Below are 12714 nucleotides of genomic sequence, written 5' to 3' on the forward strand. Positions count from 1 at the left end.
ATTGATTAATGATTAGGCGGTGTAAAGGATGAGCCAAATAAGCAGAAGAACATTCTTATCCAAAATAAGCTGGGGAGCGGTAGGAGCAAGTGCGATGAGTATAGTGGGTTCAAATATTGTTTTTGCTCGCGAGAGAAAGCCGAATTTTATCTTTATTCTTATGGACGATATGGGATGGGCAGATTTGGGGTGCTACGGGAACACGTTCCATGAGACGCCGAACATAGATAGGCTAGCCAGCCAAGGGATGAAGTTTACGAACGCTTATTCGGCGTGTCCTGTCTGCTCGCCGACACGTGCAAGCATTCTCACGGGGAAATATCCTGCCAGGATTGGTTTAACTGATTGGATACCGGGTCATAATTTCCCATGGGCAAAATTGAAGCCGCCAGCATTCCACCAGGAGCTGCCACTTGAAGAAATCACAATCGCCGAGACACTAAAAAGAGCTGGTTATGCAACTGCAAACATAGGCAAATGGCATCTCGGCAAGGAGGGATACTACCCTGAGAGACATGGCTTTGACTTAAACTTTGGGGGTACGAATAAAGGCAGTCCACCGAGCTATTTCTATCCATATAATATTCCAACAATACCTTTTGGCAAAGAGGGTGAATACCTTACCGACCGACTTACTGATGAGGCAAAAAAGTTTATTGAAAAGAACAAGGATAAGCCTTTCTTTCTTTATATGCCGCACTTCGCAGTGCACACACCTCTCCAGGCGAAGAAGGAATATGTAGGCAAATACGAGGCAAAGCCGAAACCAAATGATGGCCAATATAACCCTGTTTATGCCGCAATGATCCAGAGCGCTGACGAAAGCGTGGGTAGAATCATAGCCAAACTTGACGAATTGGGCATTGCTGACAACACAGTTGTCATCTTCAATTCGGATAATGGTGGCTACGTCAAAGCTACATCCAATGCTCCTCTCCGTGCTGGCAAGGGTACTCTCTATGAGGGAGGCATTAGGGATCCGCTAATCGTCCGCTGGCCTGGCAAGGTCAAAGAAGGAAGTATATGCAATGAGGTTGTGACGAGTACCGATTACTACCGCACGATTTGCGAAATAGCAGGGGTCAAGCCGCCGGAAAATCAGCCAATTGATGGTGTGAGCATTGTCTCGCTATTAAAGCAAACAGGTAGCATCAATCGAAAGGCTGTATACTGGCACTATCCACACTATCATCCAGGCGGAACCAGCCCAGCAGGTGCAATTCGATATGGCGATTGGAAGCTAATCGAGTATTTCGAAGATGGACGCATCGAACTTTACAATTTAAAGGATGATATAGGCGAGACTACCGACCTTGCTGCCAAAATGCCCGAGAAAGCTGCGGAGTTGAGAACAATGCTTGCGGATTGGCGGAAGTCCGTAGGTGCGACAATGCCAATTCCAAACCCAGATTATGATCCCGCAAAGGCTAACCAGCGTGGATAGCCGTAGAATTTTGCTTTAGTCTGCTTTCGTGGGGCGTACGATTTCCTTACAGGGCGCGTAATTTGCGAGGTTGCGCATTCAAAGGAATGTCAATTTGGCAATAGACTCACGTACCTTTTCTCCCCAAAAGCAATATTGCCAGTTACCATTTGAAAGCTCACCAAGGTCTCAGTCGTGATTCCATCTGATAACTTGAAAGCCCGAACTTCGGCGTCGCATAGGAAGGGAGTATCCTGTGAGATGGGCGCTAGGACCTTCGATTCGCCGATAATTGCGCGGAGGTATACTGTCGACTCCCCTTGCGCTAGCCATTTCGCCTCATTTGTATTTCCAAGAGATGCACGGGCGAATATTGGCGTATTCGATTTGATAGGAATTTTGTCACCATCCTCAACTTTAATCCATTCGCGCGACGTATCTTGGATTTCAAGCGAATTAAACTCTGCATTTAAGAACTTTGGTGGATTATTGCCGTTAAGGGGTGTTCCGCCAACAGCAATCCTCGGGAAGTTAGAGGAATCAGTGCCCGTGCCTTTGGTTCTCAAGCCGACAGTCTTTCCTTTGCTCACTGCCATGCCATATTCTGCACGCTTAGCGGCAAGAATGCCTGCATATCCGACGGTGTAGAGGTCACGGTCAATTTCTATCCAGTAGTCAGGCTCCTTTAGGGGGTATGGTTTTGCAGCCATTTTTGCCATCTTTGTGAATTCGAACGCGGCTGGGCGAAGAGTAAAATCGGGATTTATAACTGCAAAGTCGCTTTTTTCCCAAATTAGGTATCCTGGCCACCACCAGGCTGCTGAGCCAGCCGAACGGGTTTCATAGAACACTTGGTAGATTTTCTCATAATATTCGCGTTGTGCTTCGAGGGTCTCAGGAGTAGGGTTTGGGGATGCAGAATATCCAAGCTCAGCCCAATAGATCGGCTTCCCGCCGCTTACGAACTTGCCATAGAGGGTGGTAAACCCGCCTTCTCGAAAGCTTTGCATGTCGCCGGCGAAATTGTAGCCCTCCGGTGATATGAAGTCAAGGTGTTTTGCGCCTGAACAGAGGTCAACCGGCATTTGGGGAAGTGCATACGTAGCCATTGTTCCAGTGCCACCAAAGCCGCTCCGAACGCTGATTGGATGGTAGGGATCAATGCTACGTATGACTTGTGCGGTTTTCATGTATTGTCGGCTGAGGCGATCGTCCCAGAATCGCCGATATGCGGCTACCATTCGCCTCCAAGGACCGTCGCTGGAGACTTGTTCGTCTGTCGGTCCATGTACTCCGCCGTCAGGCTTCTTGCGGAGGGTAAACTGCCAATCTTTCTCTGCGTTCTCCACACTACCATATTGGTCTTCAATCCAACGCTTCCATTCGGCGTCAAAAAGCCGCCGCCTTTCTTCGCGGCCGATGCGAACTTCCCAACCTGTGTCGTAGGCAAACATTGCCGGACGTTCCCAAAGTCTAGCTTTCTTTATCAGCTCTAGTGCTTTTTCAGGCTTTGGCCACAACGGTTCGAGGCCGGCAATATAGACGTGGCATTTGATTCCATGCTTATGTGCTCGCTCCATGAAGTCTACAAAGGCATAGGGGATCTCAACTGGATTCTCATAAATCAACGAGACAGTATTCAGCCCAATTTTGTTCATTAAATCAAGCTCAATTTCGATGATTTCTGCATCATATTGGTTGGGATGACACCAATGCTCCCAGAATGGGCCGCTTTCCATTGCGGCAACGTAGATTGGCCGATAGTTAATGCCGAGAGAGTACCACGGTTTGCCCTTGTAAATGAACTGGTCGCCCTTAATAGTAACGATTTCATTCTTATCAACTGGTTTAGATTCGACAATCGAAAATGGTTGGCGTATCTCGTCGATAAGCTTTCCATCTACATACAACGAAGTTGTTACGACATAGAAGCCGGGTGCGAGGTTAGGAAGTGAGCCAACTTCTACTATATTGCGTTTTTCGCTCAAAAATAGCGACTTCTTGGCATAAAGCGGTGGTTTAGCAGGCTTGGCTTTGGAATACTCAGGGTCATCTGCGATTTTGCATTCAACGCTGACTTGGCGTTGCAGTGAGCCAAGGTTGAGAACCACAGCACCCACGGTGGGCACTTCCTCAAAGTAGGATGCATGGTCTGTGCCCCCTGCAAGCAAGAATATTCCTTGGTCAATTCGTTGGACTAGTTTGACTGCTTCTTTGACAATTTCTTGGCGATATGATGCTAGAAAATCGGGGTCGTCGATTCCTAGTGTTGCCCAAATGCTTCCGCAATATTGTTCATTATCCTGAACGTAGAGGGCTGCTGCGGCTCCACCAATATGTCCATCTGCCATTTTCACTGCCAATTGTGGTATCCAGCGATGAGGGGCCGTTTTGTTAAAACCTAGCCCTCGGTATCTTGGTAGCGAGCAAACAACGCTAACGGGACCTTTGAGGGCGGGTTCTGAAGGTAAGTCGTAGTATGACCCAAACGTGCGAATGAGCGCTTTTCCAGTAGTTCGGTAGGTCTTGTAAGATGGGCTGAGCGTTTCCAGAAGCGGCTGGGTGAAGTCGGGATTTCCTGCTGGATTAGGCATTGTGTGGACATCGCTAATCCATAGCGTTGCTGGTTTTTCGCGATCGTAGAGGTTGTGATTTTCGAAACCAATCTTGAATTTGACCGCCTTTTGGGGCTGGAATCGGTCGTCCGGTCCACCCGGTCCTTTCCAATGCACGAATAAATCGGCGGTCAGGGCATAACGCTTCCACGAGGTAGTAAGTTCAATATTCGTGTACCACCGAGCTCCATCCGAATCAAGCCATGCCACGATGCATTTACGAGCGTTTTTGTTGCCTTTTGCCCAGAATGTAGTTACAGTTTCGTTTGGTGGGATGCTTTTTTGGATGGGAATATCTTGAAATTCCCAGAATCTCACGCTGGGTGCCTTTAGTTCGAGAGCAAAAGGCGCCTCTGAGATGTTGGTGGGAACAGTGCGTGCTTCACCTTTGTATCAGGTGTGCCAGTATCTCGGAACTCATTGGACCACTTGACTTTATTGAAGTCGAGCACTTTCTCACCACTCCGCATGGTTGCAAGTTTGTCGACCAGCATTTGCTGGGTGAGCCATTTGCCTTCGAGGCGTACAACCTGTTTTGAGAAAGGCGGTCCACCAATGGTGAGCAGGTTTCCATTGTGGGTTACATAGTTTACAAGAGCTTGTTTAGCGTCAACAGGGAAGTATGCTGAATTTGGGAGTATCAACAGCCTGCGTTTGTCATTTTTGGATAGTTCAGACGCGAGTGTATCCGCGCTAACAAGTTTGGTTGCAAATCCCTGCGCTTTGAGCGAAGATGTTAAAGCCGTGATGAAAGCCGCGTCGGTGTGGGGAAACTGCTCGGCTAGGACGAAGACGACCATCTTAGAGGTGCCCGCCCTGCTTGCCAGCGCCATTGTGGCTAGCAAAATAAGAAGGAGTGCTTTAGCCATTGAGTCTTCCTTTGCCGCTTATTCATCTGCATCAGTGAGGCCGCGCAGCATGCGCTTGTTCATTTGTGCTTTAAATCGCTTAACATAGGTCGCCGTTGGTGCGAAATCGTCGCCAACCTGCTTTAGCCACTTTTGGAGCTCAGCCTCCATTTGTTCGCGAAGACCCTTTGCCTCGGGTTTGTCAATTAGATTATTCATCTGACAGGGGTCTTTTATGTTATCAAAAAGAACGTAACCCTTGTCTCGGAATCTAGCATAAGTGTAGCGGGAGGTTCTTACACCGCGCCATTCGCCGGTTGTTTTCCTTCCGCCAACTGAGACTATTCGCTGTAGGAATACCGATTCCGGCTTTTTACTGCTCTTGCCGAGAATTGTTTGTGAAAGGTTCAATCCTTGCACGCTCTTTGGAATAGGTACTTCGCATAGGCCTAAAAGTGTCGGCATTACGTCAACGGAGTTTAAGAGGATATCGGTTTTCTGTCCTGCTTTTATCTTTCGGGGATACCGCATAATAAAGGGGATATTTATGCTTTCTTCATATGGCACATTTTTCCCCTGCAGGCCGTGGCTGGCAAGCATGTCGCCGTGGTCGCTTGAGAAGCAAACAATGGTATCGTCCGCGATGCCGAGATCGTCTAGTACCTTTGTGATCCTGCCTATGTTGTAATCCAAAGCTGCAATCTGTGCATAGTAGATTCGTAAATTCTCGCGGTCGTCGGTGCCTTTTGGAACGTTCGGGCGCTGGGTCAGTTTCTTTGGGTCAAACATGTCGAGGTACTTTTGGGGAACTTCCCTGGGTGGGTGAGGTGGTCTCCAAGCTACAAAAAGGCAGAATGCTGACTTTGCATTCTTCTTGATGAAATTGATGGCTAGGTTAGTTTGAATATCTGTCTCGAATCCTTTGTAGTGGATTTCATCGGGTGTATCCGTGCAGTAGAAGTCATCAAATACTGAGCCGCCAAGATTGCGTGAAGCCCAGTAGTCAAAACCGAGCCGGCGTTCTTTTGGTACAAATGGATTATGATTCTTTTCGAGGTGCCATTTTCCGATAAAACCGGTCTTATATCCATGCTCTTTGAGAACCTTTGCAATTGTAATCTCGGTATTAGGAAGCTCAACTGAATTGCCAACAACTCCTGTTGAAGTGCCATAGCGTCCAGTAAGTAGCATAGCACGGTAAGGCGAGCAAAGGGGGTAGCCGCTAATGGCATTTTTGAATAGGAGGCCCTGCCTTGCAAGTTTGTCCATATTTGGAGTGTGGACCTCAGTATTGCCCATGCATCCTAAAGATGCATTTCTCATTTGGTCTGCGAATAGGAAGATAACATTCGGTTTTCGACCATCGGTTTTTGCACACGAAGCAATGCTTGGGAACGTCCCTAGGAGCGCTGCCCCAGCGACACTAGCACTTCTGGTTATAAACTCACGTCGAGAAATTTCTTTCCTTTCTTTAGTCATTTTAATTCTCCTCTTAGTATTCGCATCGCGGCCCTTAGTTAGAACATTTCTTAAGGTAGGTAAAAGTTTCCTCTTTGGAATAGTGCTATCATTAGATACAGTTGCAGTTTCCCCTGCAGACAGATTCTCACGGTGTTTGCTTTGATACCATTTAAAGTACAAAGTATTATGCACGGACCATAAAGGATACGTATGGGCGGAAGATGAAAAGTAAAACAGAAGGTTTCATTTGGCTGGGGATGCCGCAGACTAAAATCACAATTTAGCTTCGAATTGGTTCAAAAATGTCTCTAGAACAACTTGAGAATTTGCGCATCAGGGAAAAGGATATTGGGCAAGATACCATGCCGGACAATGGCATTACCGTGCGTGCCGTTGTCATCGGTTTAATTGCTATTATTCCTGGAGTTTTTTGGGGTGTATATGGCGATGTCGTATCGCAGACTGACTTGACATCAATGTCGCTCATGATGCCGCCGGTACTTATCCTAATAACACTTCTGCTAATAAATAGCCTTTTGAGAAAGATAAAGCCTCTTTGGGTGCTCAGCCGGACGGAGCTTATCACCATTTACGCAATGCTCACGGTTTCTGTAATTCTCTCCGGCATGGGGATGCTTCAATTTCTTTGCACAACGCTGGGTGCTGTGCCCCACTACAAAAGTCTTGGTTGGGAAAATTACCTTAACATGGTGCCGCCCACAATTTTGCCAAAACTCTCGGCGATTGATGGCTTTTATAAAGGCAATTCACCAATTCCTTGGTCGGCATGGACTTCGCCAATTTTGCTTTGGAGTGGCTTTCTATTCTCGATGCTCTTCTGCATGCTGTGTATTAATACGATTCTGCGGCGGCAGTGGGTTGAGCGCGAAAGGTTGACTTTTCCAATAGTTCAACTGCCGCTGGAGATGACGGAGCCGAGGACTGGATTTTTTAAGAACAAACTAATGTGGATGGGTTTTCTAATTGCAATGTCGTTGGAGACTATGAACAGCTTGAATTTCCTCTTTCCAAGTGTCCCGTATATTCAACTAAAGGCAAGGGACCTACAACCGTATTTCACCACGCATCCTTGGAATGCAATCGGCTACTTTCCGACGACATTCTATCCTTTGGCAATAGGTCTTGGATTTGTGCTTGCGGCGGATGTGAGCTTCTCCTGCTGGTTCTTTTATATACTGACAAAGCTGGAGTTTGTATTTGCGGCGGCAATTGGGTGGAAAGCGGGACCTGGCAATGTTCTAAGCGCGCCGCCATATCTAGCTCAACAATCGGCTGGGGCATTTTTTGGAATAGTTGTAATGGTGGTTTACCTTGCCAGAAAACATTTGCGAGAGGTCTTCACAAAGGCATTTCGGTCCGATTCAGACCTTGATAGCTCTCAAGAGCCGATGAGTTACAAAATGGCAGTAGGAGGATTGCTTGCTGGATTTGCGGTTATGGTTGCGTTTTGCATGTATGTCGGCATGTCGCCACTTGTGGCGGTGGCATACCTTGCTATTTACCTAATGTTTGCAACAACCATAACCCGCTTGCGCGCCGAGGCAGGACCAGCATGGACGATGGGTCCGGGTCTAGATGCAATGGACACACTTGTTCAGCCCCTAGGAACAGGCTTATTTAGCCAGCGGAATCTAGTATCACTGGCATATTTTCATTGGTTCAGCATTGAGATGAGGTGCTGTCCGATGCCTGTGCAGCTTGAATCAATGAAAATGGCGCAATCAGTCAGACAGCGGCAGGGGATAATGACGATTATAGTTCTAATTGCAATTGTCGCAGGAATTGCGGTTGGCTTCTGGGCATGTTTGGCTGTGTGGTATAAGTTTGGTGCTGGGACGGCCAAAGTCGAGCCTTGGCGAACGCATATGGGCCGTGTGCCGTTTGATCGAGTTACAGCTTACATCAACAACCCCACTAAAGCCGATGTCTCTGGGATTATGGCTATGGCGTTCGGTGCAGGATTTACCTTTCTTTTGAGCTATTTACGGACGAAATTCTTTTGGTGGCCATTTCACCCAGCGGGATATGTGCTTGCGAATACGGGTACAATGTATTGGCTCTGGTGTCCTTTTCTATTGGCTTGGTTGTGTAAAGTGCTAATCATACGGTATGGCGGGATCAAGGGCTATCGGATTACGCTTCCATTTTTCCTGGGCCTTGTGCTCGGTGACTACATAACATCAAGCCTCTGGGCACTCGCGGGGTCTATTCTTGGGATTCACATGTACCGTTGTTTCCCGTGTTGATGGTGGAATATGTTATATTCCTTGGTCAATGTTTGAGGGTCCTTTTCTAACGTTCGAAAGACTGAAAGTCTGGATTTTTATGATGACGCACATCTTTGCTGAAATGGAGGGCACGAAGGGCTATGAACTCAGTTGAGCGGGTACATGCTGCGTTGAGGCTTGAACAGCCAGATAGGGTTCCCGTGGTTGAGTTCATAATTGACGAGAAGGTTGCCCGAGCAATTATCCCAGATATTCTGGATGCCCAAGACTTTATGGACCGGATGGATATGGATGCGGTTGGTTGTGGGGCATTTTTTCGAACGGTCGCGATGAATCCAGACGGTACTTATGTTGATGAGTGGGGAGTAACATATAAGTTGGGTGGTACGGAGGCGGTTGCCCATCCGCTTTATGGACCTATAAAAACGATTGAGGATGCTAGGGCGTATACTCCGCCTGACCCTAATGCTCCACACCGTCTTGGGAAACTTCCCGAAGTTGTTGAGCGCTATAAGGGCAAGCGCGCGATTTGTTTCCACCACCGAGCGGCGTTTATGTGGTCGGCGTATCTAATGGGGCTTGATAATCTACTCGCCGCATTTCTCGAAGAGCCCAAGTTAGCTAACCTTGTTATGGACAAAGTGCTCGAGGTAAACATGCAAACAGTGCGTAATGCCATCAGAGCAGGTGCGGAGATTATTGTTCTGGGCGATGACTATGCGCACAATCAGGGCTTAATGATGAGCCCTAAACTATTCCGAGAATTCATTCTGCCACGACTTGCTAAGATGGTGGACCTTATCAAAAGTGAAGGCGCCTTTTGCATCAAGCACTCAGATGGCAATATATATGCCATCCTTGAGGACATAGTCTCAACTGGTTGTGATGGAATCAATCCCATCGAGCCCGCGGCAGGCATGGATTTGAGGACAGTGAAACAGCTAGTGGGCGATAGGGTATGTCTTGTTGGGAATATCGACTGTGGTCGCTTGCTTCCCCATGGTACGCCTGAAGAGGTAGAAAGGGCTGTAAAACAGGCAATCGAAGATGCAGGAGGTGGAGGAGGGTTCATTCTCTCGAGCTCAAATAGCATTCATAGCTCGGTCAAGCCTGATAATTTCGTGGCTATGATAAGAGCAGTCAAGAAATATGGGTGGTACAGTTAGTTTTTCCTTATTTTGATTTTAAGTGGTGCCTTTCTTTGGCCAGCCAATTTTAGTTTAAGAAGAGGTAAGCGATATGAAGCGTTCTGAGATCAACCTTGCTATCCGGCGGGCTGCAGAATTTTTTGACAAAATGGGTTTCCGCCTGCCACCTTATGCATTTTGGACGCCCAGCACATGGAAGAACATTGGCCATGAAGCCGATGAAATACGCGAGTGCATGCTTGGCTGGGATGTAACTGACTTCGGAAGTGGCAACTTTGCACGTATAGGGCGAACGCTTTTTACTCTTCGCAATGGAAAGCATGGCGACCCAAGATATCCAAAGGTTTACGGTGAGAAGGTGATTTTCAATCCCGAGGGGCAGCGAGCGCCTCTTCACTTCCACCGTTCGAAGATGGAGGACATCATTAACCGTGGTGGCGGAAACATAGTTATCGTCGTTTGGAAGGCTGGTGAGGACAATAGACCCTCAAATGATAAGTTCGCCCTTTCAATAAATGGAATTCTCCGTGAGCTTGAACCTGGCGAGATGGTGCGCCTCAGACCTGGGGAGAGTATATGCCTTCCGCCAGGCACGTTCCACCAGTTCTGGGGCGAGGAAAACACTGGACCCTCAATTAGCGGGGAGGTCTCGAGCGTCTGTGATGACAAAACGGATAACTATTTCCTTGAAGATTTCGTGCGCTTCCCACCAATCGTGGAGGACGAGCCGCCAATCGCACTACTTTGCCATGAGTATCCGCCGGCAAAGTGACCCTAGTGTGGGGCCTTGGTAGTAATGAGGTAAAGGAGATTCAATGAAGCGACTGGTTTTCACAATTTTCGGATTTATCCTTGCACATTATGTATGGGCAAATGATGCCGCTGTGCGCGGCATAAGCGGGATGATTGCTCCGATAGACCAACATTCGTCAGTTTGCATGGTTTCTGAAGAGGTGAGCGCAAAGATTGGCTGGGATACGGCGGCTGTCCACTGCCATTTCGTATTCAAAAATGAGGGTGGAACTATTTCTGTCAAAATGGGCTTTCCAGAGGAGGCAAGCGGTGATGTTGGCCCAATAAAACATCCTGCGTTTAAAAGCTTTAAAGCTTGGGTTGATGGTAAACCAATAAAAACAAAGTTTTTTCCTTCAACAGGCGAGCAGAACGGCGATTTTATTTACAGGGCTTGGCATGTGAAGGACCTGTCATTTTCAGCTGGGCAGAAAAGGGTAGTAATAAACGAATACGAGGCACCTTTGGGTGTGGATTCGATGGGCGGCAAATTTTTTACTTATATCCTCACTAGTGGAAAGAATTGGAAGGGCAAGATTAGCAATGCAAAAATTACAGTTGATGTTTCGACGCCCGCTCAGTTCTACAAAATTATTCCATCGCCAGCAGGGTATGCCCGGCGAGGAGGAAAGGTGACATGGGAGTTTAATAATTTTGAGCCGTGCGAGAACATATTAATCAGACTGGAGCCAAAGGTGAAGGCAACTCTTAATAACGCGTCTGTTTTCCTCTCGGACCCAGCTAATTTTCAGCGCACAGGGGTTTTCATGGCTGCGGCGCTTCAAATACCGGCAGCGTTGTTGTGGAAGCCCGAAACCCGGGAGTGCACAATTGCCGTGGGCGACCATAAACTTCTCATGAAGATTGGCTCGAAGGATGCATTACTTGATGAAGTTAAGAATGTAAAGCTTTCTTGCGCACCATATGTCTATGAAGGCAGGTTGATTGTTCCAATTGTTGAAGTAGTGAGGTTTCTAGGTGGGTCTGTAGCATGGGATTCGACGAATAAGACTATCAAGATGACAATTGGAAATTAGGAAGAGGTTGCTGTTGAGAGCCTAACCGATTATTTTAGCGGTATGCGACTTTGGTCGAAGTTGGCATTCGAGTTAAACCTTAGCGCCAGCCATATTCGTAGCCTGTTTCATACATCTCTACAATATTTTCTGGCGGTGTGATTGACTGGATGTTATGGCAAGGAGCCAAGATGTAGCCTCCGCCGTCACCTAGAATGCGGTAGTTATCGAGGACCTCCTGTCGAATTTCCTCCACAGTGCCGAACGGTAGGGTAAATTGGTTGTCCATCGCACCATGGAATATCAGTTTATCGCCGAAGTCGCGTTTGAGACCTTCGCGATCCATCCCTGGGCAGCGCCACTGCACAGGGTTAAGTACTTGGATTCCTGCCTCAATCAAATCCGGAAGAATGGGGCGGATTGCCCCATCGGAATGATGGAAGACAAAAGCTCCGTTCTGCCTTGCTAGTTCCATCATTCGCTTCATCCTCGGCAGTAGAAATTCTCGGATTTGGTTTGGTGAATACATTAGTCCTGTCTGGCTGCCTAGGTCTTCGGCGATGTAAGTAATAAGCACTTTCCCTGGGATTGATTCGTATATTCTGCGAGTATTCTCATAAGCAAGGTCAAATAGCTTATCGAGGCAGTAGTGTACGATATCTGGGTTCTCGATTAGGTCAATGAACGCCTGTTCCTCGCCCCGAAGCTTTTTGTAGAGCAAGAATGGCTCTGATCCGCCGCCTTGTATAGGCAAATGTTCCTTTCCTTTAATCTGCTCTGGCAAATCTGAGAAATCCCAATAATCTGGTTTTGGCCAGTTGTAGCAAGCCTCGATTTCTTCGACGGAGGTAAAATGAGCTAATGGGGCGTTGATTGTCTCATGATAGACTCCTAAGCCGTAATCTACAGGCTTGGTTCGAAGTCCCCAAATATCTTCGCCTTCCTTTGGTGGTGGACCGACATATCTGCCGCCAACGTGGACGGGTTTGTCAATGTGGAGGCGACGGAGCATTTCTTCGTAATCGCAGTTAAGGTATTTAAGCAATCTATCAGTCGCCTCAGGGGTCGCCCAATAGTCCATTGGAATGCGATCTGGAGTTTGTCGAGTTAGAACTGCGAGCCATCGTTCTCGCGGACTCATCGTTTCCCTTGGCATAGCTTG

Annotated in this window: 9 protein-coding genes; 5 read left to right on the forward strand and 4 right to left on the reverse strand. The window is 47.6% G+C overall.

Translation table 11 applies throughout. The annotated features are described in order from the left end of the window. Positions 1-28 precede the first annotated feature (28 nt). Complete coding sequence (locus K6T99_03560; GenBank protein ID MCL6518881.1) at positions 29-1444, forward strand: sulfatase; 1416 nt, start codon at positions 29-31, stop codon at positions 1442-1444. Between the two features lie 89 nt (positions 1445-1533). On the opposite strand, the gene K6T99_03565 is transcribed toward K6T99_03560, so the two are convergent. Genes K6T99_03565 through K6T99_03575 form a run of 3 tightly spaced genes read right to left on the reverse strand, consistent with a single transcriptional unit; the run spans position 1534 to position 6365 of the window. After that, the gene (locus K6T99_03565) at positions 1534-4356 is read right to left on the reverse strand and encodes a hypothetical protein (protein MCL6518882.1); all 2823 of its coding nucleotides are present in this window, start codon (positions 4354-4356) and stop codon (positions 1534-1536) included. Positions 4357-4367: 11 nt separating this feature from the next. After that, positions 4368-4907 carry a hypothetical protein gene (locus K6T99_03570; protein ID MCL6518883.1) on the reverse strand — a complete coding sequence of 180 codons (540 nt, stop codon included), beginning with the start codon at positions 4905-4907 and terminating at the stop codon, positions 4368-4370. Between the two features lie 18 nt (positions 4908-4925). Further along, positions 4926-6365, reverse strand: coding sequence for a sulfatase (locus tag K6T99_03575; GenBank protein MCL6518884.1), 1440 nt, complete (start codon positions 6363-6365; stop codon positions 4926-4928). A gap of 284 nt (positions 6366-6649) precedes the next feature. Between K6T99_03575 and K6T99_03580 the strand changes: the two genes are divergently transcribed. The 4 genes from K6T99_03580 to K6T99_03595 all read left to right on the forward strand — a co-directional run bounded on the left by K6T99_03580 (position 6650) and on the right by K6T99_03595 (position 11573). Then, on the forward strand, positions 6650-8614 hold the full coding sequence (locus K6T99_03580) for a hypothetical protein (GenBank protein MCL6518885.1): 1965 nt from the start codon (positions 6650-6652) through the stop codon (positions 8612-8614). A 122-nt stretch (positions 8615-8736) separates the two neighbouring features. Next, positions 8737-9762 carry a hypothetical protein gene (locus K6T99_03585; GenBank protein ID MCL6518886.1) on the forward strand — a complete coding sequence of 342 codons (1026 nt, stop codon included), beginning with the start codon at positions 8737-8739 and terminating at the stop codon, positions 9760-9762. Positions 9763-9835: 73 nt separating this feature from the next. Further along, on the forward strand, positions 9836-10516 hold the full coding sequence (locus K6T99_03590; GenBank protein MCL6518887.1) for a D-lyxose/D-mannose family sugar isomerase: 681 nt from the start codon (positions 9836-9838) through the stop codon (positions 10514-10516). Between the two features lie 43 nt (positions 10517-10559). Further along, complete coding sequence (locus K6T99_03595; GenBank protein ID MCL6518888.1) at positions 10560-11573, forward strand: hypothetical protein; 1014 nt, start codon at positions 10560-10562, stop codon at positions 11571-11573. A gap of 79 nt (positions 11574-11652) precedes the next feature. On the opposite strand, the gene K6T99_03600 is transcribed toward K6T99_03595, so the two are convergent. Then, entirely contained in the window at positions 11653-12708 is a 1056-nt protein-coding gene (locus K6T99_03600; protein ID MCL6518889.1) for a uroporphyrinogen-III decarboxylase-like protein, read from the reverse strand. Between the last annotated feature and the right edge of the window lie 6 nt (positions 12709-12714).

The organism is Armatimonadota bacterium (assembly GCA_023511795.1).
Classification (GTDB): Bacteria; Armatimonadota; UBA5829; order DTJY01; family DTJY01; genus JAIMAU01.